The 24,423-nt window shown below is 46.6% G+C and carries 25 protein-coding genes and 1 riboswitch; of the genes, 14 read left to right on the top strand and 11 right to left on the bottom strand.

Annotated elements, in window-relative coordinates; genetic code table 11:
• Positions 1–50: 50 nt before the first annotated feature.
• The 3 genes from PRUTH_RS04580 to PRUTH_RS04570 form a co-directional block, all read right to left on the bottom strand.
• On the bottom strand, positions 51–428 hold the full coding sequence (locus PRUTH_RS04580) for a hypothetical protein (RefSeq protein ID WP_151172646.1): 378 nt from the start codon (positions 426–428) through the stop codon (positions 51–53).
• A gap of 128 nt (positions 429–556) precedes the next feature.
• The gene (locus PRUTH_RS04575; protein WP_151172644.1) at positions 557–808 is read right to left on the bottom strand and encodes a hypothetical protein; all 252 of its coding nucleotides are present in this window, start codon (positions 806–808) and stop codon (positions 557–559) included.
• Positions 809–980: 172 nt separating this feature from the next.
• Positions 981–2,462 (bottom strand): hypothetical protein, encoded by a 1,482-nt coding sequence (locus PRUTH_RS04570; RefSeq protein ID WP_151172643.1) that lies wholly within the window; start codon positions 2,460–2,462, stop codon positions 981–983.
• A gap of 86 nt (positions 2,463–2,548) precedes the next feature.
• Here PRUTH_RS04570 and PRUTH_RS04565 point away from each other — a divergent pair.
• Positions 2,549–3,657 (top strand): IS3 family transposase gene (locus PRUTH_RS04565; RefSeq protein ID WP_151172498.1). Its coding sequence is split into 2 segments (ribosomal slippage): positions 2,549–2,798 and positions 2,798–3,657, totalling 1,110 coding nucleotides; the frame shifts between segments, so codons are not numbered across the junction.
• A gap of 998 nt (positions 3,658–4,655) precedes the next feature.
• Here PRUTH_RS04565 and PRUTH_RS04560 read toward each other — a convergent pair.
• Complete coding sequence (locus PRUTH_RS04560; protein WP_151172641.1) at positions 4,656–5,216, bottom strand: type 1 glutamine amidotransferase domain-containing protein; 561 nt, start codon at positions 5,214–5,216, stop codon at positions 4,656–4,658.
• Between the two features lie 439 nt (positions 5,217–5,655).
• On the opposite strand from PRUTH_RS04560, the gene PRUTH_RS04555 reads away from it, so the two are divergent.
• The 4 genes from PRUTH_RS04555 (at position 5,656) to PRUTH_RS04540 (ending at position 8,676) form a co-directional block, all read left to right on the top strand.
• Entirely contained in the window at positions 5,656–5,871 is a 216-nt protein-coding gene (locus PRUTH_RS04555) for a hypothetical protein (protein WP_151172640.1), read from the top strand.
• Between the two features lie 45 nt (positions 5,872–5,916).
• Positions 5,917–7,269 carry an N-succinylarginine dihydrolase gene (gene astB, locus PRUTH_RS04550; RefSeq protein WP_151172639.1) on the top strand — a complete coding sequence of 451 codons (1,353 nt, stop codon included), beginning with the start codon at positions 5,917–5,919 and terminating at the stop codon, positions 7,267–7,269.
• A 100-nt stretch (positions 7,270–7,369) separates the two neighbouring features.
• Complete coding sequence (locus PRUTH_RS04545; RefSeq protein WP_022946520.1) at positions 7,370–8,044, top strand: lytic transglycosylase domain-containing protein; 675 nt, start codon at positions 7,370–7,372, stop codon at positions 8,042–8,044.
• Between the two features lie 92 nt (positions 8,045–8,136).
• Positions 8,137–8,676, top strand: a complete 540-nt coding sequence (locus PRUTH_RS04540; protein ID WP_170268879.1) for a DUF2937 family protein — start codon at positions 8,137–8,139, stop codon at positions 8,674–8,676.
• On the opposite strand, the gene PRUTH_RS04535 is transcribed toward PRUTH_RS04540, so the two are convergent.
• Positions 8,648–9,529 carry a LysR family transcriptional regulator gene (locus tag PRUTH_RS04535; protein WP_151172637.1) on the bottom strand — a complete coding sequence of 294 codons (882 nt, stop codon included), beginning with the start codon at positions 9,527–9,529 and terminating at the stop codon, positions 8,648–8,650. The two genes, PRUTH_RS04540 and PRUTH_RS04535, sit on opposite strands and share 29 nt — an antisense overlap.
• Before the next feature lie 142 nt (positions 9,530–9,671).
• Here PRUTH_RS04535 and PRUTH_RS04530 point away from each other — a divergent pair, with 142 nt between their 5' ends.
• Positions 9,672–10,364 (top strand): haloacid dehalogenase type II, encoded by a 693-nt coding sequence (locus tag PRUTH_RS04530; protein WP_151172636.1) that lies wholly within the window; start codon positions 9,672–9,674, stop codon positions 10,362–10,364.
• A gap of 3 nt (positions 10,365–10,367) precedes the next feature.
• Here PRUTH_RS04530 and PRUTH_RS04525 read toward each other — a convergent pair whose 3' ends face one another.
• On the bottom strand, positions 10,368–10,937 hold the full coding sequence (locus PRUTH_RS04525) for a DUF922 domain-containing protein (RefSeq protein ID WP_022946516.1): 570 nt from the start codon (positions 10,935–10,937) through the stop codon (positions 10,368–10,370).
• Between the two features lie 223 nt (positions 10,938–11,160).
• Here PRUTH_RS04525 and PRUTH_RS04520 point away from each other — a divergent pair, with 223 nt between their 5' ends.
• Entirely contained in the window at positions 11,161–11,904 is a 744-nt protein-coding gene (locus PRUTH_RS04520; protein ID WP_151172634.1) for an EAL domain-containing protein, read from the top strand.
• Positions 11,905–11,921: 17 nt separating this feature from the next.
• Here the strand turns inward: PRUTH_RS04520 and PRUTH_RS04515 are convergent, their stop codons facing one another.
• Positions 11,922–13,235 carry a PAS domain-containing methyl-accepting chemotaxis protein gene (locus PRUTH_RS04515; RefSeq protein ID WP_045978358.1) on the bottom strand — a complete coding sequence of 438 codons (1,314 nt, stop codon included), beginning with the start codon at positions 13,233–13,235 and terminating at the stop codon, positions 11,922–11,924.
• 230 nt (positions 13,236–13,465) lie between these two features.
• On the opposite strand from PRUTH_RS04515, the gene PRUTH_RS19235 reads away from it, so the two are divergent.
• From PRUTH_RS19235 to sbcB, 4 genes are all read left to right on the top strand, one after another.
• Positions 13,466–14,689 carry an HD domain-containing phosphohydrolase gene (locus PRUTH_RS19235; protein WP_218939690.1) on the top strand — a complete coding sequence of 408 codons (1,224 nt, stop codon included), beginning with the start codon at positions 13,466–13,468 and terminating at the stop codon, positions 14,687–14,689.
• Positions 14,690–14,821: 132 nt separating this feature from the next.
• Complete coding sequence (locus PRUTH_RS04505) at positions 14,822–15,103, top strand: PepSY domain-containing protein (RefSeq protein ID WP_022946512.1); 282 nt, start codon at positions 14,822–14,824, stop codon at positions 15,101–15,103.
• Entirely contained in the window at positions 15,103–15,630 is a 528-nt protein-coding gene (locus PRUTH_RS04500; protein ID WP_151172633.1) for a cytochrome b/b6 domain-containing protein, read from the top strand. The genes PRUTH_RS04505 and PRUTH_RS04500 overlap by 1 nt, the downstream gene beginning before the upstream one ends.
• Before the next feature lie 353 nt (positions 15,631–15,983).
• Positions 15,984–17,435 carry an exodeoxyribonuclease I gene (gene sbcB / locus PRUTH_RS04495; RefSeq protein WP_151172632.1) on the top strand — a complete coding sequence of 484 codons (1,452 nt, stop codon included), beginning with the start codon at positions 15,984–15,986 and terminating at the stop codon, positions 17,433–17,435.
• Between the two features lie 17 nt (positions 17,436–17,452).
• Here sbcB and PRUTH_RS04490 read toward each other — a convergent pair whose 3' ends face one another.
• On the bottom strand, positions 17,453–18,337 hold the full coding sequence (locus PRUTH_RS04490) for an NAD(P)-dependent oxidoreductase (RefSeq protein WP_151172631.1): 885 nt from the start codon (positions 18,335–18,337) through the stop codon (positions 17,453–17,455).
• 97 nt (positions 18,338–18,434) lie between these two features.
• Between PRUTH_RS04490 and PRUTH_RS04485 the strand changes: the two genes are divergently transcribed.
• Together PRUTH_RS04485 and PRUTH_RS04480 are read left to right on the top strand one after the other, a co-directional pair.
• Complete coding sequence (locus PRUTH_RS04485) at positions 18,435–18,947, top strand: glutathione peroxidase (protein ID WP_022945131.1); 513 nt, start codon at positions 18,435–18,437, stop codon at positions 18,945–18,947.
• Positions 18,913–19,893, top strand: coding sequence for a 2-hydroxyacid dehydrogenase (locus PRUTH_RS04480; RefSeq protein WP_151172630.1), 981 nt, complete (start codon positions 18,913–18,915; stop codon positions 19,891–19,893). The genes PRUTH_RS04485 and PRUTH_RS04480 overlap by 35 nt, the downstream gene beginning before the upstream one ends.
• Before the next feature lie 18 nt (positions 19,894–19,911).
• On the opposite strand, the gene PRUTH_RS04475 is transcribed toward PRUTH_RS04480, so the two are convergent.
• Positions 19,912–21,234: a sodium-dependent transporter gene (locus PRUTH_RS04475; protein WP_138547421.1), complete on the bottom strand. Its 1,323-nt coding sequence runs from the start codon at positions 21,232–21,234 to the stop codon at positions 19,912–19,914.
• Positions 21,235–21,324: 90 nt separating this feature from the next.
• Between PRUTH_RS04475 and PRUTH_RS04470 the strand changes: the two genes are divergently transcribed.
• Positions 21,325–22,038 carry a 4'-phosphopantetheinyl transferase family protein gene (locus PRUTH_RS04470; protein WP_170268877.1) on the top strand — a complete coding sequence of 238 codons (714 nt, stop codon included), beginning with the start codon at positions 21,325–21,327 and terminating at the stop codon, positions 22,036–22,038.
• Here PRUTH_RS04470 and lysC read toward each other — a convergent pair.
• Complete coding sequence (gene lysC, locus PRUTH_RS04465; RefSeq protein WP_151172628.1) at positions 22,010–23,359, bottom strand: lysine-sensitive aspartokinase 3; 1,350 nt, start codon at positions 23,357–23,359, stop codon at positions 22,010–22,012. The two genes, PRUTH_RS04470 and lysC, sit on opposite strands and share 29 nt — an antisense overlap.
• Before the next feature lie 80 nt (positions 23,360–23,439).
• Positions 23,440–23,612: riboswitch (Lysine riboswitch) on the bottom strand.
• A 155-nt stretch (positions 23,613–23,767) separates the two neighbouring features.
• Complete coding sequence (locus tag PRUTH_RS04460) at positions 23,768–24,241, bottom strand: hypothetical protein (protein ID WP_022945126.1); 474 nt, start codon at positions 24,239–24,241, stop codon at positions 23,768–23,770.
• Positions 24,242–24,423: the final 182 nt, after the last annotated feature.

Raw genomic sequence — 24,423 nt, 5'->3', positions numbered from 1 at the left:
GGGCTTCTAGCTACTGGCTGGGTTAATCATATAATTTGCATGGTTTTCAATCACCTAACTTTCTCGCAAGCGGTGTGAAAGTCGTCAGCTGAAATGACGATTTGCCGCTTTGTATGTTTAACCTTCTCTTTTATCTGCTCTTTGTTAAAAACTAAGTAGCAACTGCCTGCGCCACTTATTTCAATTGAATGCAGGTTTTTATCCATCGTTTTTGACTCACGAGATGACTGCTCATATTGCCAAATATTCACCTCACCCGCTTGCAAGGGCATGTTCATCACCTGCGTGCCGTACTGGGTTTTAAAGGTTACTTTGACCATAAGCTCTTCAGCTGTCGCATTTTTTACACTGGCCCAGTGGATAGTTGAGCATGAGCTCAAAACAAAAGCGGCTAGTAATCCTAGACTTAGTATTTTTAATTTTTCCATGCGTTCTGAGTGGTCCAAATCAACCTTTAGATATCAACTTACATCGCCCCACTACAACTAAATCTAGGTTTCTGGTTTGCGTTCTTTTTTTGCATTTTTTGGGCAACAATATCTAACCTTTAAGTGCCTTAAAGCAGTTCCAATCTAACACTTTGCCACTCATCCCATGCATTCTCAGGGTCGATATCGGCATAGCCTCTTTCTTCTACCAGCTCCTCAGCAACATCAAGGGGCATAGCCATACATTGTGAAGAGTCTCTTATACCTAACACTTCTTGCTCAGTTAAGGGAGCGCCTTTTTTCGTTTCTGCGTTTAATAGCACTGCAACTAATGCAGGAATATGAACGAGTTTTAACTCTTGATCATTCTGTGGGGGCAAAATAACAATCCTTTTATCTATGAGTCCTGGAGGGAAGGCCTTACATCAAAGGCAGAAAAAGCGCTTGGGTTGAAGTGCAGCGAAAGCCGCGCCACTTTTTGCTATCGGAGTGCATGTGATTCTTACGCACCTCCTAGGCTCAGAAGCTTGAATATGTGGCACATAATAGCTCTCACTCCCCCAAAGAATTGGTCATTACTTCTAAATTTCTCCATGTAATTGAGCCACTTAGGCTAATTTCGCCAATACCATTTACTGAGTCGATATTCATTCTGATAATATCAGCTAGCTTTATTTTTTTACCATCATGATCAATATAGTCGTTGAATTTTAATATTCGTGCTGCTAATGGAGGCAACTCTAAGCCGTAAGGATCAACAGGATTAGGTTTAAACCCTGATTTAGCACCAGGCTTTGAAGAAAAAATTACAGCGTTGTCTTGTTGGCGATACTCAAATCGGCTTCCAATTTGTCGCATAACTTTCCCAATATCTGAAAGCTCATCTGTAATTAGAGCATTATTACCAATGTAGTAAAGTTCATCACCTTCCTTATCTCCTAAAAGCATACTTACTCTAGTGAGAGCAGTAGCCATTTCGTCATTTGGGTAGCATGCATCAATAATTAGTGTGAAGGGCACGTTTGTCATAGCAAGTGCATTATAAAGTTGTTCTACAAGAATAAGCCCATCCCCAGATTCGCTAAGAGAAGGTTTATAGTTTTTCGCAGCACGTTCCGCGTAGTCTTTATTGACGTTACCTTGAAGAAGTACAATTTCTCCATTGGGTAAAGATAGGCCATGTCCTGTGTAATACACTACTAAGTGATCGACAGGATTCTGCAAAAGCTCTAATGTTAGATCAATCGTCCAATCTAAAAGCCTCTCATCACTTAGCGGCATTTCTTTAGTACTATTAAGCTGTTTAGTAAAAACTGGATTATAGCTTTCAAATAAGCGCTCCATCAAAATAGATGCTTGTGTAGCTTGCGGTACGTTTAATGAGCTAAAGTTCTCGTAATGAGCATTAGCAATGGTAATTGCTCCAAATGATTTATGATTCTTTTGAGCTCGCAATGAGTTTTCGTCTCTGATCTCTTTCACTCTTCTAGCACTCAACTCATTTAACACTAATTCTCCCTGATCAGATAAATCAGTGGCTACTCGGCTTGCCCCCATCACTTCGTAAGCAAATATTATCGGTGCATTGATAGAAAATGATATCTCTCTTCTGCCTTCTATATTGTCTGAGAAGTTAAAAGAGCCTAGTCTGGTTTTCTCGACTTCATACCCCGTTTTAGAAATTTCGGCGAGTGCCTTTATTCCCGCTTCACTAAGTGCGCGAACTACATACTCTATTTTCCCTATGTAGGCACGACTAACAATGATTGGGTCAATGTTTTTTTTCATTGCAGTTTGAACTAATTCGTTTTCATTTATTCTTTCTTTTAAAGCACCAACTGGTAGTTCTGCTACATATGCATCTTTAATTTTGAGAGTTACTTCTAGTTGCTCATCATTAGAAAAAGCGCTATTTAGTAAAGAGCTTTGACCCGCCCCCTGTACACTGGACATATCATTAACAATCGCCTCTACAGAGAATTTTTCGCCCTTCAAAACTGATTCATCATCTAAATTACCAGCGGTATAAACCATAAGTGATGACTTGTTTGTGTCCACTTCCCATAAACTGAGACAGACATAATTAGAGTTTTCTGTAATGATTAATGCAGGAGACGACTATGAAAAAATCACGCTATACAGAATCTCAGATCATCGCAGTATTAAAAGAAGTCGATGCGGGTAGGAAGGTTGAGGAAGTGTGCCGTCAGCACGGTATCAGTAGTGCAACCTATTACAACTGGAAGTCCAAATACGGTGGGATGGAAGCCTCTGACGTCAAACGGTTGAAGGAGCTTGAAGAGGAAAATGCCAAGCTTAAAAAGATGTTTGCAGATGTTAGTTTGGAAAATCATGCGATTAAGGAGCTTTTCGCAAAAAAGGGTTGGTGACAGCGGATAAACGAGAATGCGTCAGCGTAATGGTTGGTGCGGGGCTAAGTATCGTAAGGGCTTGTCTGTTTGTTGGCATTGGCCGTTCGACCTTTTATCGCCCTGAACGAGACTGGCGTAAAGCAGATGCTGCTGTCATTGATGCTATCAATGCCGAGCTTGAGAAGTCGCCACGAGCAGGCTTCTGGAAGTGTTTTGGCCGAATGCGCTTCAAAGGCTTTCCCTTCAACCATAAGCGCGTTTATCGCGTGTATTGCCAGATGGGGCTGAACCTAAAACGAAGAACGAAACGTGTGCTACCCAAGCGAATTGTTCAGCCCTTAGAAGTGCAGGAGCAAGCCAATCACCAATGGGCGCTCGATTTTATGCATGACACATTGTATTGCGGTAAACGATTCAGAACGTTAAATGTGGTGGACGAAGGAACGCGAGAGTGCCTTGCAATTGAAGTGGATACCTCGTTGCCCGCTAGCCGTGTCGTACGCGTGTTAGAGCAGCTTAAGGCTGAGCGCGGATTACCGAATCAGCTGCGCGTAGATAATGGCCCAGAGTTAATATCGGCCACCCTGACTGATTGGTGCGAGGCCAATCACATTGAGCTGATGTATATCCAGCCTGGCAAGCCGCAGCAAAATGGCTTTGTTGAACGCTTTAACGGTTCATTCCGCAGAGAGTTTCTTGATGCCTACTTGTTTGAGAATCTCAGCCAAGTGCGAGATATGGCTTGGTTCTGGCGATTGGATTATAACGAAGAAAGAACCCATGAAAGTCTCGGAAACCTGCCACCGGCTGCTTACCGAGCAAAACTGGAAGATTCTAATTTAGAACTGTGTCATTAACGGGGAAGTGGACATTTGGTGATAGTATTGTTCCTGGAAATCGGGCGTTTTTGGGGGGGAGGTTCAGAATTATCTTACTTGAATCGACATTTAAAGTCGAAGCAATTGAATCCTTTATAGTCTTTTTCTGTATGTCTCCAATAACAAAAACGGCAACTCCAATTATTGCAGTAATAGAAACGATAAAAAGCGTTATTTTCTTCATAAAAATCCCTTAAATTCCTAGACACCTAAAACACTGTCGAAGTCACTGTCGAAGTTATTGCGGACAAGTACTTTGATTGAATAGCACCCACCAGCAGAGGCGCAACATTGCTGCGTCCTGCTGGCTGGCTTTGTTATGTTCTTATTTGCAAAATACAAAAGTTACAATCTCTTTGAGAGTTGACTCACACTCTTCAGTTAATTTTTGCGTGCCATCGATATAATTACGCACTCTCTTCCATGAGTTAAAAGGTTTATCACTAGTCTTAACAGACTCATTCTGCTCCTGATCCCAAAGTACAATTTCGGCTTAAACCAAATAGCTCTTTGTGTTTTTACCACGCCAATGTTTATTTATTGTTAATTAAGTTAGCAGCTGAGTTTCGTCACGTCGATACTCAGTCGTGAGGTGGAAAACGCGCAATGAGTTAATCGAGCCGAGTTTGGCTCGTTATGAATATATATAACTGCATTAATTTCAGATAGTTGGAGTTATTATTTACTTTTTTTGGCTGGTATTACATTCCATAACACGCCCCGTTGGATAGGTCTTCGGGTGCTTTACCTATGAGCGTGTTCAACGCGATGGCGCAAGAGAAAGCCCATAAACCTATTAAGAAGAAGTATTAATACCAAAAAGTAGCGCTTAAGCACCGGCGGCTGCTGCATTAATATAAAAAGCCTCGCTGCATTTACTCGTGGGGTTTAATAAAAATGCCGTTTCATTTGTTGCGCCCACAAAAAAGCCAGCAGTGAGGCTGCTGGCTTTTATATTGAGAAGTAAATGGGGATAATTATTCGCTGTGGCGACCTTCCCATACCTCTTCAACTAGTTTTTTGTTAAAGGCTTGCAAATCGCCGGGCTTACGGCTGGTAACCAGGCCATTATCCACCACAACTTGCTCGTCTACCCAATTGGCTCCGGCGTTTTCTAAGTCGGTGCGTATGCTTGGATACGAGGTGACTTTGCGCCCTTTTAGTTTATCAATTTCCGCTAGCATCCATGGGCCATGGCATATAGCTGCAACGGGTTTGATGTAATCTTCTTGGAAGAAACCATCCACAAAGCGTTTTGCTTCGGTGTCTTGGCGCAGTGCATCGGGGTTAAATAAACCGCCGGGCAGCACCAAGGCGTTGTATTCAACCGCGCTGACTTCTTGCGCTAGCTTATCTACTTTTATTTCTTCGCCCCAGTGGTCGTCCTCCCAACCTCGAATAGCGCCTGGCTTAATAGAGATAATGTCTACCTCGGCACCGGCATCGAGTAACGCTTTACGAGGAGATACCAGTTCGCTTTGTTCGAACCCATCAGTGGCTAGGATGGCTACTTTCTTACCTGCTAAAGGTGTACTCATATTAATCTCCTTTAAATTAAACACATTTAAATATGAGCAGCCATCGTGCCAAATTAATAACCTACTGAAATTAATAACCTTTATAGTTTTTAGATATGTTTTTAATGACAGCTTGCCTGCAAAGCTTTCAGGCTTTAATGAAACACTTACATGACTAAACGATGGGTGCTTAATACTTGCACACACTGTGCAAAAGCATGGTGCAACCTCAGTTAAAAATGACCCAAAACAGTGCTTAACACCCCTTTTAAATACTTCCATCAAGCTATAGGTCTATGTATTTATTACTCTTTGCATTAGTGGCACAGATTATTCATTAACTACAGCGTCACCCATCTTAGGAGCGCCGTTATGCAACAGCTACGTGAAACCCTTTACCTACTTTGGCATTTCGATATTAGTATTTGGCAAATTCATGACTATGCGCAGGGTAAAGACGATGAATAGCCTCGCGTCTGTGATGCCCCGTTTGTTGAATAAGCAAATTAGCGTCTCGCAAGCGGCGGCTCATACTAAACTCTCTAAACGGGCAATATATAAGGCGCTGCGAATGCACGACCAAAGCTCATCGCGAGGCACTTTGCTCAAACGGCGCCAGCAGCTATTAAAACAACTCAATGACGTTGACATTGCACTTGCACAACATCACCGCTAGGTTTAAAGCTGCCCTTTACTGTTACAGGCATTTTTAAGGAGTACTATGCACAGCTATGAAGTAAACTTTGACGGCTTAGTGGGCCCCACCCATAACTACGCCGGATTGTCTTTTGGTAATGTTGCCTCTAAGCGTTTTGCAGCGCAGCCATCCAACCCTAAACAAGCGGCCTTGCAGGGGCTTGAGAAAATGCGCACGATGCGCCAGCTGGGTTTACACCAAGGTGTACTGGCCCCTCACGCACGCCCTCATATGGCATTGTTAAAGCAGCTGGGGTTTACTGGCTCGGATGCTCAAATACTCGAAAAAGCGTACAAATATAACCCGACTTTATTAAGTGCGTGCTTTTCTTCATCAGCAATGTGGAGTGCGAATGCTGCCACCGTATCCCCCTCAAGCGACAGTGCCGATAACCGCGTTCATTTTACGGCGGCCAATTTAAGCAATAAGCTGCATCGCTCCATTGAAGCGCCAACCACAGGCCGGATATTACAAGCAACGTTCGCTAATTCAAACTATTTTGCCCATCACGCCCCCTTACCTGGGCACGACCATTTTGCCGATGAAGGCGCTGCAAATCATACCCGCTTATGCCCAAAGCACGGCGATAAAGGCTTGCATTTATTTGTGTATGGGCGTGAGGCCTTTAATGAAGGCGGCGTGAAACCACAAAAATTCCCTGCCCGCCATACCCTTGAGGCCAGCGCTGCCATTGCCCGCTTGCATCAGCTTGATGATAGCCAACAGCTGTATATTCAGCAGAATCCAGAGGTGATCGACCAAGGCGTGTTTCACAATGATGTCATTGCCGTTGGTAATGAGCAGCTGCTTTTTTGCCACGAGCAAGCCTTTTATAAGCAACACCAAGCTCTGGATACAATAAGCTCTGCTTACAGTGCACTGTATGACGACGCCCATCGCCTTAGTATTGTTGAAGTACCCACCGAGGCGGTGAGTGTTGCCGATGCCGTGAGCAGTTATTTGTTTAATAGCCAGCTTATTACCCTGCCTAGCAATGCCACAGCGCTGATTGCGCCGCAGGAGTGTGCTGAGAACCCAGCGGTTAAGGCGTATTTAGATGATTTACTCACTCAGCCAGATACCTTGGATGAAGTTCATTACGTGGATATCAAACAAAGTATGCAAAATGGCGGTGGCCCAGCTTGTTTGCGCTTACGAGTGGTGTTAACTGAGCAAGAATTGGCTGCCACAAACCCAGCTTGTTTATTCTCTGATAAGTTACATCACACCCTAAGTGATTGGGTGAAGCGTCATTATCGTGACCAGCTATGTCAAGACGATCTGCGCGACCCGCTGCTGATCCAAGAATCTTACGCCGCCTTAGATGAATTAACTAAACTTATGAATTTAGGCAGTATTTATGATTTTCAGCGGTGATCGCTTAGCGCCTTAAAGCGATCGTGTAATGGCTATTTTATCAGCCAAAAGGCTGACCCTGTGCTAGGCTTAAAGAACGTTTATCACAGGGTTTGGCACTATGTTGTTAACGCGTATCATCTTCGCCTCCAGTATTTGGATGGCCTGCTCCATATCCGCCTTTGGCGCCAACGATCCGGTGATCTACCACTATTACAACAGCGAGGGCATTGCGGTATTCACCGATCAAAAACCAAAAGTCAGTGGCTTTCGTGTTGTTGAAGTAAAATGCCAACGCTGCGAGCAATCGCGTTATCAAAGCTGGTATTCAACCCCTTTGCACCCCTACAAGTTTCGTCAAACCTTGTACGAAGAAGCGCTCAAAAATGACTTAGATGTGGCGTTGTTACAAGCCATTGTGCATGCCGAGTCGGGCTTTAACCCTAATGCGCAATCACATAAGGGCGCCAAAGGGCTGATGCAACTCATGCCTTTACTAGTCAAAGCCTACAACATCGATAACCCCTTCGACCCCGATAGCAACATTGCTGCTGGCAGCGCCTATTTTGCTAAGCTATTAAAGCGCTTTAAAGGAAATACGAAACTGGCCGCAGCGGCCTATAACGCTGGCCCTGGCAACGTTGCTCATTACAGTGGCGTGCCTCCTTTTCAGCAAACCCGCGACTTCGTTAAACGTGTCGATATTCTCCATAATCGTTACCGCCAACATCAACAGCTATTAACTTTAACAGTACCGCGCCAATACCCGAACGGATTGCTCAGTGCAGCGCGCTAGCGGCGCTAAGACATACCAATTGTGTGAGTGAAGTGATAACTTAATCACCATAACTGGAGTCAGTGCGGCAATGTGCCCGTAGATGGATGTGTATGCTTAAAGATATTATTCGTTGGTGTCGTCATTATGTGCGTTTATGCGTGTTTTTTATTGCCGCGTTGCTGGGTTTGCAAGTGCCGGGCTTTGTTGACGATTATGGCCATGCACTGCGTGCAAGCAACGACGAGGTAACTCAGGCCATTGCCCCGTTTAAAGACGACGCCAAGCAATTCTTTGATGGCTCCTTAGAAAAACTGTTGGCCCACTATCAACAAAGTGACGACCGCATTTATGCAAAAGGCGGTGACAATTTAGCCCTACTCTTGGAGCGCCAAGAGCAACTAGAGAACGCAGTATCGGATTATCAAAGTAACCCTTATTGGCACTTGCTGACTGCGCCGGTGATTGATGTTGGCCAGTCGGTGTGGCAATCCTACCGCCCGCAAATCCAACTGAATATGGCCTCTTTAGGCTGTGCCTTAGTGGTGGCGTTAATGATTACTTGGTGTGTTGAGGGACTGTTTGTTTTATTAACCAGTGCCCTGCTCGCTGTGCTATCGCTGTTTATAAATGTGCGAAGCACGTCTTCATAAACTCATAAAACACTTCAACTCTGCGCGTGGCTAAAGAATGTTGCGCGCGCAAAAACCACACCGGCGCTTGTGGGTTGACAAGCGCTTGAGGCAAGACTTCGACTAAATCACCGCCGTCCAATGCCTGCTTAATGGCTATTTGTGATTTTATGGCAATACCATGGCCTGCCAGTGCCGCCGAGGTCATGTTATCTGAATTCGAAATGGTAAAACGAGTACGGGCATTATAAGTACGCACCTGTTTGCCCACCTGCAGCTTAAATTGCCGTTGCCAAGGTAAGCACACAAAATAGTGCTGCTGTAGTTGTGCAACACTCTGTGGCATCCCATAGCGGGCAATATAGCTAGGTGCGGCGCAAAGCAAACGGTGGTTATCCACCAGTTTGCGCGCAAGCAAACCTGAGTCGGGCAATTGCCCGACGCGAATAGCCACATCCTGGCGCGTTTCAACGATATTGACAAAGTGATCGGTAATATTGAAATCCAAGGTTAATTGCGGGTATTGCTGTTCAAACTCACCCAGTCTCGGCATAACAAACTGAGAAAAGACCCAAGGCGGCATGGTTACTTTGAGTACGCCCGCCACCGTGGAGCTACGCGCGCCTATTTCAAATTCTGCGTCGTACAGCGCCTCTAAAATTCCCTCTATTCGCTGATAAAAAATCTCACCTTGCGGTGATAGCTTTAACGAGCGCGCATCACGAAAAATAAGCACACTGCCTAAGTGGCGCTCTATTTTAGCCAGCCGATGGCTGACCGTGGCAGGCGACAGCCGCAGCTGTTTAGCGGCATTCACAATGCCCTGATGCTTAATGATGGCAATAAAGGTTTCCAAGTCGGCGGTGCTATACATGATTTAATTATTTCGAATTTAAGTTTCGTTATTTAGCACTATATGTAAAAAAATTAAATCAATAAACTGATGAAAACACACTATGGAGACCACCATGCGTACGTATTTCGTCATTCTCACTCTAATTTTTGGAGTTTTAACTATGCCCGTAAGCTATGCCCAACAACGACCTAAAGTTATCTTTTTTGATGTTAACGAGACCCTGCTTGATCTTGAAGCAATGCGCACTTCAGTTGCTGGGGCACTGGATGGCCAGCAACAATTGTTACCGCTGTGGTTTTCAACCATGCTACACCATTCACTGGTGACAACGGTCAGCGGCGACTATCAGGATTTTGGTGATATTGGCGTTGCCGCATTGCAGATGGTGGCAAAAAATCAGGGGATTGAACTTTCAAAGCAGCACGCAAAACAAGCGATCGTGCCTGCTTTATTAAGCTTGCCCGCGCATGCTGATGTAAAACCGGGGTTACAGCGCTTAAAAGATAACGGCTTTACCTTAGTGAGCTTAACCAATTCATCAAATTATGGCGTGAAAACCCAGTTTGAACATGCAGGACTGACAACGTATTTCTCGCAGCGCCTGAGCATTGAAGACCTGCAAATATACAAACCGGATCTTCGCGCTTATCAATGGGCACTGAAAGAGCTAAACGTTGCGCCCGAGCAGGCGCTGATGGTTGCAGCCCATGGCTGGGATGTGGCCGGAGCTAAGGCGGCGGGTATGCAAACCGCCTTTATTGCGCGCCCAGGCAAACAGCTTTACCCTTTAGCCCCAGCGCCTGATTATGTAGTTAACAGTGTTGAGGAGCTCGCAACCCTGTTAACCCCTTAACGGCTAATTGGGTGTGGCTTGGAGGTGATCCACCAGCCACGCCTTTTCAGTGCGGCCATGATTGGTTTGCTCGTCGTATGCTTGCAGTTGCTGTGCTAGTTCTTGTTTTAGAGCATTGCCGATAAGCGCTGCCTGTTGTTCAATCACGCGGCAACTGCCCAACTCGGGAATGGCCTCTAGTTGCTCGTCTATGCGCTGTGCCATCGCCTTTATCATACGACCATGTTCATGCTCATGCTCGGCCAAATACGAAAACCACTGTGACCACGCTTTTTTCACACTCTCAGTACTATCTGTTAGTTGTGGCAGCGTGTATTCCAGCTCTAACGTAGTGGTTACCTTATTGATATCACATTGGCGTGACTTACTATCAAACCAAAACTGCCAGCGGATGTCGTAGTAGGTGTAACCATGCACAACCTTGTTATCGCGTTTTACCGGCGAAGCACTATCGAGTGCGTGTAAAAGACCATCGGGCGCGTCGGCGCTGACGGCATAGTTTTGTGTGGTTTCATCAATGACAAGTTGAGCATGAAGCGAGAATGAAAAAAGTAAAAAGATGAGATAGCGCACAAGAGTTCCTTTTTGGCGTTGGCTTGTTAACGCCGCTATTTTATCAAGTACGTGGGTTTGTACCACTAAAAGATAACAATTGTGTGAAATATCATAAATTTGCTGCCAACTGTGGAGATTATGCTCAGGTCTTTCCAAAAATCATCGACTTAGCTTGTACAGCCCACAAATACCAGCTAGTGTTAATACTAGTGTTTGAAGTTAATAATAAGAGAATTCATTGATGGCATCTCAGTGTCGCCGCTGCATTAACACGCCCCCTCTCCCTTTTGACTTTACCATGGCGTTCCAACCCATTGTTGATTGCCAAAAAGGCGAGGTATTTGGGTATGAAGCGCTTGTGCGTGGCGTTAACAATGAACCCGCCGGTGCGGTAATAAGCCAGCTCACCGATGAAAATAAATATATGTTTGATCAGCACTGCCGTATTAAAGCTATTGCCTTGGCTGCCAAGCTGCAAATACCCTCGATGCTGAGCATTAACTTTTTACCGAATGCCATCTATGAACCTGAACGATGTATCAAAACAACACTGGAAGCCGCTGAGCGTTACCAGTTTCCTATTGAGCGAATTATGTTCGAGTTTACCGAGGCTGAGAAGGTAGGTGATGCGCACCATATCAAACGCATCGTTGAGTATTATCGTAAATTGGGCTTTATGACTGCCACGGACGACTTTGGCGCCGGTTATTCAGGACTTAACCTATTAGCTGACTTTCAAACCGACATTGTTAAATTAGACATGTTAATGATCCGCAATATCGACCAGGATAAAACCCGACAGATCATCATAAAAAACTGTGTGAATTTGATGCGTGAGCTGGGTATTCAGGTGCTTGCCGAGGGCATTGAAACAGAGGGCGAATATCATTGGTTGCGAGCAGCCGGCATTAATCTAATGCAGGGTTATTTGTTGGCGAAGCCCCAGTTTGAAGGGCTCCCAGAGGTACATATACCGAGCCACTAAACGCTTGAGCGACTGCCTTAAGACAGCCGGTTAGCAAATTGTGATACCGCATCCACGACTTTTTGAGACGCTTCGCGTATTTCCTCAATTACCGCACTGGCATCATTGACTTTCTCAGCAACCTCGGTGGCTGTGTCTTTATTTTCACCTATGGTTTGCACCGCTTCCAAGGTCAGTTGCGCGTTATCATTGACCACTCCAATGATTTCCTCGGTCGACTTTGAGGTTCGCGAGGCCAACTCTCTAACCTCATCGGCAACGACCGCAAAACCGCGCCCAAGCTCACCTGCCCGCGCAGCTTCAATGGCGGCGTTAAGTGCCAATAAGTTGGTTTGCTCGGCGATGCCGCTGATGGCTTGAACAATTTTATTTATTTGCGCCGATTGCGCTTCAAGGGCATTGATCTTCTCAGACGCACTGTCCATTTTTGCTGCTAATTGGCTCATAACCGCTGCGGTTTCTTCCATAATGGCGGCCCCACTGCTGGCACTACTTTGAGTGTTAATTGAGGTGTCGTAAGCGATTTGAGCAGCATGATTTACCTGGCTTTCGCGCTCTACTTGCGCAGTGATGTCGGTGGCAAACTTAACTATCTCATAGAGCTGACCATGGCTGTCGAAAATGGGGTTATAAGAGGCTTCGAGATAAATTTCTCGCCCCTGCTTGTCGATACGCTTAAAACGGTCGGCAATGTAATCTCCACGATTGAGCTTTTGCCAAAACTCGCGATACTCATGGCTATTTGCCAGTGCCGGCTCACAAAACATGCTGTGGTGCTTGCCTTTGACTTCTTCAAGGCGATAACCCACAGTGTTTAGAAATAAATCGTTAGCGTCGATTATATTTCCTTGAGGGTTAAAGCGGATCACAGCCATAGAGCGCTCAATAGCGTTGATGACATTTTCATTGTGCCTTGAGGTATTAATGGTGCGGGTTAGGTTCGATGCGAACAGGTCAAAGTGCGTACAGCGCCCGCTGGCATCCACAATCGGCTGCAATACCACACGTAACCACAAGTGCTGGTCATTGTTTTGCATTTCCAAAGCACCAGCCCAGTGTTTGCGCTGAGTTAGCGCATTTTTAAGTGCCTTATAGTGCTCTGTGTTGCGCGCCAAATTTGGCACGAAGTCGAGCAACGCCTTGGCCTGCCACGCGTGGCTGCTAATCTGAGTCTCAGTTTCAAAAAGTGTGTTGGCAGAGATAATCACTCCCTGCAAATCCAAGGTTAGATGGATCATCTCTTCACTTAAACTAGAGAATATTTGCTTGTAAATGAGCACTTCATCTTGCAAGCTTTTCAGCTCAGCGAGGTGACTTTTTCGCAGAAACATGGTGGTACCATCAAAGTAAATAATAATAGAGCTAGCGTTTAAGAACGTTTTGCATGGTGTGGTGGATCATAAAGCAGCTTATCGCAGCATTATTTGACATAGCGCATAACATTCTCCTTAAGTTGAATGCTCACCCTTTGATTTATTATTGTATTATTATGCAGATATAACGAACAGTAAAATGCGACGAGTATAAAAATGGGTTCATCGCACATTTTTAAGAGCAGTACATGAGAGGGCTAAGTCGAAATCAAATAGTTGGCCTTTATGCTGTTATTGGCACTCTTTGGATAGTTTCCAGCGATTGGTTATTGGCATTAGTATGGGGAGATTTCGAAGACTCGTTGGCGCTATCTATTGGCAAAGGAGTGAGTTTTGTCCTGCTAATGTCTATCGCCTTGCACTTTTTACTGAAGAAGCTCAATAACGCTCAAACCTTGGTCTCTGCCGCCAAGAGCGATGAGCAGCTGCTCCTATATAAATTACCTAACTACTTTAAACACATGCCTATTGTCACCTACGCCATTGAGGTGACTGCTCAGCGCAGCCAAACCGTATGGGTGAGTGACAATGTCAGCAAAGTGCTGGGATACCAAGCTGAGCAAGCAATGGCGATGGGTTGGTGGTCGAAAAGTCTACACCCAGACGATAAACTCCGTGCTCAAGAAGAAAGTCATCGTATTATCGGCGCCGGTGGCGGACACCACTATTACCGCATCAAACACAAAGATGGCCACTATATTCATATTCACGACGAAATGCACTTGGTGAGCGGCTCTCTCCCGCAGCGCTATATTGGTATTTTGTGCGATATTAGCGCCGAGGAAGGCGCACTTAATCAGGTAAGACACTATTCTAGCCGGTTGGAAAATACCGTACTTGGCACGGTTGAAGCTATCTCGAGCATGGTTGAACTGCGCGACCCCTACACGGCTGGCCACGAGTCCAGAGTGGGTGATTTAGCGGTGCAAATTGCTAAGCAAATGCAGCTCAACGCCGACACTCAATACGGTTTACGCATTGCAGGCTTAGTGCATGATATTGGCAAAATCAGCATCCCCTCTGAATATTTGACCAAACCCACACGCTTAAGCCACAGCGAGTTTGCCATTATTAAAACGCATGCTGAGCATGGCTATCAAATTTTAAAGAGTATTCCTTTTCCTTGGCCTATCGCCCAAGTAGCTTATCAGCACCATGAGCGCATGGATGGCAGCGGCTACCCGCAAGGCTTGAAAGGCGAGGATATTTTGCTTGAAGCGCGCATTATTGCCGTTGCCGATGTGATTGAATCAATGGCCACATCTCGGCCCTACCGTCATGCGCTGGGACTGGACGCTGCCCTTGCGGAAATAGAAACTAACGCCGGTAAATTATATGATCCCCAGGTTGTTAAAGCAGCGTTGAGCTTATTTCGTGAGCAAGGCTACCAGCTTTCGCAGCCCACCAACTAAGCTTAGCAACGCTGATAGTGTTTTTGGTTTGTAGGCGGCATCAGATACTTTGCACATTTATTGATCAAGCGCATTGATCATCTGCCCCAGGTTTGTTTTAGTGATACAACAGCAAAGAAGGAGAAATGGGTTATGTATATTAAACGAACTCTATCGCTTGCAGCAGCGATGTTAATACTATCTGGCTGCGGTGTTGCTAATGATGTCACCGTTTGTACTGATGCGCCACAAAGCCAATGGCTGGATCAAAGCGACTTTAAAACAACACTGCAAGCCAAGGGCTATAGCATCAATGAGTTTAAAGTGACCGATGGCAGCTGCTATGAGATTTATGGCACCGATAAAGATAACAACAAGGTTGAAATTTACTTTAACCCAGTAGACGGCTCGGTAGTTAAACAAGAAGCGCATTAGTGAGCAGCACAATCAAAATATGGGACCCGGTGGTACGTATCGTCCATTGGTCCCTTGTCGGCATCTTTATTACTAATTACTTCATTATTGAGGCCGGTGGCACATGGCATCAGTGGTTGGGTTACAGCGCTGGTGTTTTAGTGCTACTGCGGCTAATTTGGGGCCTCTTTCCCTCGGGCTACGCCCGTATCCGCGCAGCCGCTATCAACCGCGCTGCGATAAGCGCGCACATCACTCACCTCAAAGAGCGCCATATCCCTACCGAATCCGGCCATAACCCTATTGGCTGGCTTATGGTGTTTGCAACTTGGCTGCTATTTATTGCACTTGCCGTTACTGGATTTATGCTTGAGGAAATCGATGCCCTATTCGGTAACTCACTACTGCAAGACATCCATGCCTTGGCGGCTAATACTCTGTATGCCATCGCCATTATCCATATTATTGCGGTTATCGTGGTTAGCTGGTGGGGGCGCATCCCGCTAATACCGCCCATGATTACCGGGCAACGCAAAAAGCGTGACTAGCCTTTGGCGAATAGGTTGAAAGCCTAAATTTAAGCTTTTGTAGGTAGTGCCTTTAGGTGCGACCAATGCCATTGCCTTCATGGTCCTAAGCAACCATTTCGCGAGTTAAACAGGCAAGCTCGGCAGTTACCTTTATTCTTAAATCAGCTCAATGTGTTAGTATGCTTAGTGCATATTCTTTGCCGAGCAATTTGCATCATCGTATGCCGCTAAGCAGCGTTAAAAACAGACACTTTTTCGCGAAAAAACATACACATATTTATATACACAGCGCGACGATTAAGAAGACACATAATAACAACAGGCAAAGTAGTAAAGCAGCAAAACACTGATTTATATGGAAAAGCAATAATATGGCAGAACTCAGAAACGACAATGACCAGAGTACAATCTACTGGCACGATTATGAAACTTGGGGGGCAAACCCACAAAAAGATCGTCCCAGTCAGTTTGCTGGTATTCGCACCGATTTAGATCTGAATATCATCGGTGAGCCGCTTATTGAGTATTGCCGTCCGGCGCCGGATTATCTGCCCCACCCCGAGGCCTGTTTAGTCACGGGTATCACGCCGCAGCATGCGCTGCGTCATGGTCTTAATGAAGCAGAGTTTATCGCTAAAATTCATGACGAATTCGCCCGCCCGAATACCTGTGTGGCTGGTTACAACAGTATTCGTTTTGATGATGAGGTTAGCCGCTACACTTTATACCGTAATTTTTATGACCCTTACGCTCGTGAATGGCAAAATGGCAATAGCCGTTGGGATATTATTGATTTAGTACGTGCCTGTTATGCCCTGCGCCCGCAAGGTATTAACTGGCCGCAAAAGGAAGATGGCAGCGTCAGCTTCCGCCTTGAAGACCTTACCAAAGCCAATGGCATTGAGCACGCCGATGCCCACGATGCCCTGAGCGATGTAAAAGCCACAATTGCGCTGGCAAAACTGATTAAAGACACGCAGCCCAAGCTGTATCACTTCTTTTTCTCTTTGCGCCATAAAAAAGCGCTGCTTGATTTGGTGGATGTTTATAACATGACGCCGCTGGTGCATACCTCTTCGCGTATTCCTGCAAGCCAAGGCTGCACGACTTGGATTGCGCCAATGAGCTTTCATCCCAGTAATAAAAACGCGGTGGTGTGCTTTAACTTAACCCAAAACCCGCAACCGCTTTTGGATTTAAGTGTCGAGCAATTACGGGAATACCTCTATACCCGTCATGATGAACTCCCCCCTGGACAAGCGCCGATTGGCTTAAAACTGGTGCATGTGAATAAATGCCCTATTCTTGCCCCCGCGAAAACCTTGTTGCCAGAGAATGCCGAACGTTTGGGTATCGATCGCGAACAATGTTTAGCCCACTTAAAGGTACTAAAGGCCCACCCGGAGCTACGCGATAAGGTCGCCGAAGTGTTTAACGACACGCGCCATTTTGCTGATACCGGCAACCCCGACTATCAACTTTATAGTGGTTTTATCAGCAACAGTGATAAGGCCAAGTTTGATATTATTCGCGCCACTGAGCCCATGCAGCTCGCCGGTTTAGACATAGACTTTGAAGATGATAAATTCACCACCTTGCTGTTTCGTTATCGCGCCCGTAATTGGCCGGAAACGCTGACCCCCGGCGAGCTTGACTCGTGGCGCAAGTACTGTCAAAACAAGCTGATGAATGGCGAGGACAGCCCCTCTATTGGCGCGCAAGACTTCATGCTCAGCCTAGAAAACCTAGTGCACGAGAATGAAGGCAATGAGCGCAATATGGCGGTGCTCAAAGCCCTATACCACTACGCCCAAAGCCTTTAGCTTGTGGGCGTATACCGCTACTTACTGGGGTTTAGCTTTTCCAGCCGCGCCAGTAAGCTGGAGGTATCAAAACGGCCACCGCCCATAGCTTGTACGTCACTGTAGTATTGATCCACCAATGCCGTAAGACCTAGGCTAGCACCGTTATTGCGTGCCTCATCAAGAGCAATACCTAGGTCTTTGCGCATCCAATCAACGGCAAAACCAAACTCATACTCTCCTTGCCACATGGTTTGATGGCGATTTTCCATTTGCCAAGACCCGGCTGCCCCCTTGGCGATGGTCTCTACCACCTTGTCGCCATCGAGCCCGGCTTTTTTCGCAAAATGTAAACCTTCTGCCAGGCCCTGTACCACACCGGCAATACAAATCTGATTTACCATTTTACAGAGCTGGCCGCTGCCGATATCACCTTGTAATTGGCTAAAGCGACTGTAGGCTGCCATCACTGGCTGCACCTTGGCAAAAGCCGCATTGCTCCCGCCACACATCACGGTTAGTACGCCATTTTCGGCGCCCGCCTGGCCACCAGAGACCGGCGCATCAATAAAGGCAATACCTTGGGCTTTAGCGGCATCACCCAACTCCCTGGCAAGCTCGGCGGAGGTGGTGGTGTGATCGACAAGCAAGGCGCCCTCGTGCATACCCGCCAGCGCCCCATGCTCACCATAAATCACGCTGCGCACATCATCGTCATTGCCAACACATACAAACACAAAGTCTGCGCCTTGGGCCGCTTGTTCTGGCGTTGCAGCACTGCGCCCGCCATATTGCTCTACCCACTGCTGCGACTTTGACGCTGTACGGTTGTATACGCACACATCAAACCCTGCTTGTTGCAGGTGCCCGGCCATGGGGTAGCCCATAACGCCTAAACCGATAAAGGTACACATTTTTGACATAATTTTGACCTATTTGCCTGATAGCCTCGAGAAAACGCAAAAAAGTATAACAAAGGCATCGTACAAAAACGCCTTGTTTTGAGTTATGGAGCTCACAATGGATAGTATTTACCATTTCAATGCCACCCTCATCGATGGCACGCCCTATTCATTTAAACAGTTACAAGGACGCGTTGCACTCATTGTAAACACCGCCAGTACCTGTAACTTTAGTAATCAATATAGTGCGTTGGAGCGTGTTTTTAGCGACTACCAACAGCGGGGCTTAGTGGTATTGGGATTTCCTTGCAATCAATTTGGCCGCCATGAGCAAGGCTCAAATGAGGATATAAAAGCCTTTTGCACCAGCACATTTAATGTTAGCTTTCCATTGTTTAGTAAGGTAATGGTCAACGGTCCTGACGCCCACCCGCTGTTTAATTATTTAAAAGAACACACTCGGGGCATTGCACAAAACCGGGCAATAAAATGGAATTTCACTAAATTTCTAATAAACTCTCAGGGCCAACTGGTGAACCGCTACGCACCTCGGACCAAACCCGATACCCTTCGTGCGGTAATAGAGAGTCAACTTGATGAAATTAGCCCTATTCAGCTCGCAAAGGTATGAGCAACACGCATTCAGCGAACATTGTCCAGATAACGTTGAGATCCATTTCTTCGATGCTCAGCTTAATGAGCTCACTGCCTCGCTGGCGCAAGGGTGCGACAGCGTGTGCGTATTTGTAAATGACGTGGTCAACAAACAGGTGCTCGATAAGCTCAACGAGCTAGGTATTAAGCTGGTTTTACTGCGCTGTGCAGGTTTTAACAACGTTGATTTAGACCACGCCGCACGCTTAGGTATTGAGGTTGCGCGGGTGCCCGCCTACAGCCCAGAGGCTGTGGCAGAGCATTGTCTCGCCCTGATCTTGACCCTATCGCGTAAAACCCACAAAGCCTATAACCGTGTGCGTGAGGATAACTTCGACCTCAACGGCCTGCTAGGTTTTAACTTACACGGCAAAACCGTGGGGCTTATCGGGTGCGGTAAAATAGGGCTGGCGCTGTGCCGTATACTGAATGGTTTTGGCGCCAAAGTACTGGTGGTCGACCCAGCAAAACCTGAAGGCGACTTTACCCTGGTTGATAAAGCCACATTATTAGCGCAAAGCGATATTATTAGCTTGCATTGCCCCTTAACCGAGCAAACCCACCATATTATAAACAGCGACGCACTGCGCCACATGAAACGCGGCGCTATGTTGATTAACACCGGGCGCGGCGCCCTGCTCGATACCAAAGCCTGTATCAATGCGCTAAAAAGCGGTCAGCTTGGGTATTTGGGTTTAGACGTGTACGAACAAGAGTCGGAATTGTTTTTTAAAGACCGCTCAGAGGAGATTCTTCAAGATGATGTCTTCGCCCGCCTGCTCACCTTCCAAAATGTGTTGATCACTGGGCATCAGGGATTTTTCACCGAAGAAGCGTTGCAGCAAATCGTGCAAACCACCTTTGATAATTTACTGCAATACGCCAAGGGTGAAGCGCTAACCAATCGCGTTTGCGCTCCTTAAAACACTAAGTGGCGCCGGCTATTTCAGCGCCACATTAATAAACACGGCGGTCATTAGCACCGGACATACTAGGCGTATATACCAGCGCAGCGCCACAATACTCATCTTGTCAGATTGCGCTAATTGATTACCACGGCGCCACACCCAACCGAGGGTAAGAAAGTAGAACAATCCCATCAAAGGCAACTGGTACTGAGTAAATACTTGGATCACTAAGCCAAACAGCCAATCGAAGTTAAATACTATGGTGAGCGATGCCAACATCACCACAGCGCTAACCAGCCAAGTGGCTGCTTTACGGCCGATACCATGATTTTCCACCAAAAACGCCACCGGAATCTCGGTCGAAGAAATGGTCGAGGTCAGCGAAGCAATCGACATGAGAACGAAAAAGGCCAAAGCAATCACCAGCCCCATGCTGCCCATGGTATTAAACAATTGCGGGAGCACCGCAAAGATCAGTTGCCCTTCGCCAATGAGTTTGCCGTTTTGGAATACTTCCACGCCATTGTGGCTGGCGACAAAAATCGCGGGCACAATAAGCAGACCGGCCAAAAACGCCACCGATGTATCAAGGGCGGCCACACTCAGGGTCAGCTTGCCGATGTTCGCTCCAGGTTTTAAGTAAGAGCCGTAGATCATCATGCACCCTACCCCCAGCGACAATGAGAAAAACGCTTGTCCCATGGCGGCGATGATTAAATCTGGGTCCCACACCTTAGTAAAGTCAGGTTGCAGGTAATTACTAAAGCCTTCACCGGCGCCGGGTAACGAGCCGATATAGAAAATCAAGCCAACTAACAGCACCAAAAGCAACGGCATTAATCGCCGCGACCAGGCTTCAATCCCTGATTTAACCCCTTTTAAAATAATGCTTGCGGTTAACACCAACATCAGCGGCGTGAAAATAAGGTTACGGGCGAGAGAGTCACCACTTAAAAATGCGGCAGCGTCATTCATTCCCAGCATCTCGCACAGCGGTGCTAAAGCGTGGGCCAACATCCATCCTGCCACGATAGAATAAAAGCTCAGCATGACAATGGCCCCGGCTAAACCGATATAACCAGCCCCTGCCCCTATTTTTGCCGCTTTTGGTTGCCAAGCACGTTTAAGTGCTTGTACCGGGTTGGCTTGAGCGGCGTAGCCCAAGTACAGCTCAGTGAACAGTGCCGGTAGTGCCAAGGCAAAGATGACAATGAAATACACCAGTAAAAAAGCACCGCCACCGTGATTCGCTGCTTGAGTTGGAAAACCCCAAATATTACCTAGGCCTACTGCTGCACCAGCTGCCGCTAGTACAAAACCTATACGGCTTTGGAAACCGTCACGCTTATTCGTCATTCGCAGGGATATCTGTTATTGTTTTGCCGCTATTAAATCATAATTACCCGTATTAAAGTAGTCATAGCCACGCTTATCGGAATGTCCTTGATGCTAAACCCAGCCTATCGCTTTTCACCTTTACCGACCGATACCGAGCAACATGCCAAGCACAGCGACGTAGTGTTGCTTTATTGTGCAAAAGCGCACAGTGAATTAGATGACTCACATTTGCACCGCACAGAGCAAACGGTCTTAGCAAAACGTAAAAAGACGCAGGCGCAGCAGGAATATCGCGCCACACGCTGGGCCATAAAACAGCTGGCGCGACAGCTGTACCCTCAGTATCGCGATTACCCTCTTGCTGCCTGGTGCAGTGAATTTGACGTTGACCAGGCGCAGCTGATACTGAGCATTGATGGTCATCCTCTCGATGCGCGGGTGGTCATCAGCCACGCTCATGGCCACATTGCCGTAGCAATGACGCGCGGCACAGCCTTATTAGGCGTAGATATTGAGAAAGTCGATAACGCACGCGCCTTTGAAAAGCTGGCAGCGCACTATTATCCCGAGGCCGAGACAAGAGATATTGACCGCGATGTTGAGACCTTTTTCCGGGTCTGGACGTTAAAAGAAGCCTACGCAAAAGCGACTAAGCAACCCATTGCCACCTTGTTAGGCCAGCCCATTTTGGAGCTTATCGCCGCCCTTGATGGCCAAGTGTATTGTCAGGAGCTATTTGCCGGGCACTTTGATATCAGTCTTATCACCGATACGCAGCGCCCGGTGCTTACTGTTAACCTTCCAGCAGCCGTTGATGAATAGTTTGCACCACCGCATCAGACTGGCTTTGCTCAACCAAGAAGCACAGGTTATGTTTCGATGCGCCGTGACAAATAAGGCGAATATCAAACTCACTGAGCACCTGCATTAAATTCAACTCGCTCTGACGCAGCACAATCTCCGAGCCAATTAACGCCACCAATGTGAGGTTATTCTCAACTGACACATGGCAAAACTCGCTTAAACGCTCGAGGGCTTGCTGATCAAGCTCCGGACGACTGGCATTCGGGGCATTATCGAGGGTCAATGCGACACTTATCTCCGAAGTTGTGACCAAATCAACCGAAATTTTATGCTCACTCAAAATAGTGAACACCCGCGCTAAAAAGCCGCTCGCTAATAGCATTTCCGGGCTTTTCAGGGTCAAGAGAATTTGGTTTTTACGCTGAGTCACTGCGCGAACTCCAGCTAAAGTGTCTCCTTGTGGCGTTTTTTGTATCCACGTCCCGCCTCCTTGTGGTTCGCGACTGGAGCCGACAAACACACTAATACCACTGCGTGCAGCGGGTAAAATGGTCGCCGGGTGTAAGACTTTAGCGCCAAAGGTTGCCATTTCGGCGGCTTCGTCAAAGCTTAAGTGGGCAATGGGTGCGGCTTTGGTACAGACTCTGGGATCGGTGCTGAAAATACCGACCACATCGGTCCAAATATATACGCTGTTGGCGCCAATCGCCTCAGCTAATAAGGCCGCGCTGTAATCCGACCCCCCGCGCCCTAAGGTGGTGGTATCGCCATAGTCATCACTGCCCATAAAGCCCTGAGTGACAACCACTTGATCTTTAAGCAACGGCAGCAATTGGGCATGGGCTTGCTGCGCTGTTGCTTTAATATTGGGCTGGGCTTTGCCAAACTGACTATCTGTTTTGAGCACCGAACGCACATCAAAGCGCGTTGCCGCCACGCCGTGTTCCCGTAATACCTGAGTAAACAAATAAGAGGAGAAGCGCTCGCCAAAACTCAGTAGCTCATCGCTGTGAGCGCTCGATTGTGGCGCTTGCTCAGCGCTGCTTCGAAAGGCGTTCAAGGTGACATCAAAGCCGTGGGCTAAATCGGCATCAAGGCTGACATACTCGAGAATATTAAGCTGGATGGCGATCACCCCATCGATGTGCGCTTGGCGCTGCTGTGGCGTTAATGCACTTTGGCATAACGCTACCAGGTGATTGGTGACCCCGGCACTGGCGCTAACAACAACCACACGCACATTGTTATTAGCAGCGATGATTTGTGCACACCGACTCATAGCACCATGATCGGCCACTGAAGTACCGCCAAACTTGGCGACAGAATATTCCTGATTCATTTTCTCTCCGAGATGAAAAACGAGTTATTTTTCAAATACAATCAGGAGAACTTGGCAAGACTAAAAAGGTAAGAATGTCCATTGCCAGAAGCCCTCCACCCCTACAGGTGACAGTTCCGAGGATTCAGCCTCAAGAACCGAAAGCCATTGCGACGCACAATGCACTTCCTCGGCGATAGTCTCCCTCATAAACGATCAAAGGCTGTCGTCGGCCTCACGTTTACTACCTAGCTATCGCACCTCTTCTGCGACACATTCGATCCTGAGACCGAAGTGAATCAGCAATGTACCTAGCAGACGGCTAGAAGTCAATATCACACTTCACTGGAGGTGTTCTGGCGGTGAATGATTGCTTGGATACACAAGTTGGCCGCAGCCAGCCTGTGTATTGCCGATTATGGAATCTAATTAGGGTTGTATGGGGCAATGCTCACCATCAACTGGCACCCAAACAGTTCGCGTTTCCATACGACAATTATATTCGACGGTTTGCTCTTCTTGTTGAGTGAAATAGGAGTTGTGTTGATGCATATATACGCCACCGGGAGCCTGGCCAGAAGGTCCGGCAATTGTCCAGTTTGCTGGGCAACTTTGTGTTGATAATACAACGCGAGTTTCCCACTCTGGCGCATCGCTATTAGGAGCCGATGCTGTAAGCCTGTAGTGACAACGTTTGTAAGAAACGTCTACTAACTCGGTTCTATAATCACAGACTCTCACTAATCGCTCGTCCCAATACCCTCCGCAATTTACACTGTTTACTTGGGTATCATAGAAGGTATTGTAGTCTGTTACTTTTATTTGTGAGCTAGATGCCAATACATTATTGGCCACGAAAAAGAGCAACGCCAACACACAGGCTGATAAAATTTTTTGTCTCATTTCTATTTCCTTAACAATAGTTTGGAAACAAAAATGCTACATAAACTTATCATTTATATAAACAGAAACTAAGTTGATTATTTTTCAATCAAACCACTATTAACCTATCAACAATAAATAAATCTGAACACCTCTTTTTCATTAAAAAGCCAACGTTATAATTCCTTAATTACGCAACAATC

The organism is Pseudoalteromonas ruthenica (assembly GCF_008808095.1).
Classification (GTDB): domain Bacteria; phylum Pseudomonadota; class Gammaproteobacteria; order Enterobacterales; family Alteromonadaceae; genus Pseudoalteromonas; species Pseudoalteromonas ruthenica.
This window is presented reverse-complemented; position numbering and strand designations above follow the sequence as displayed.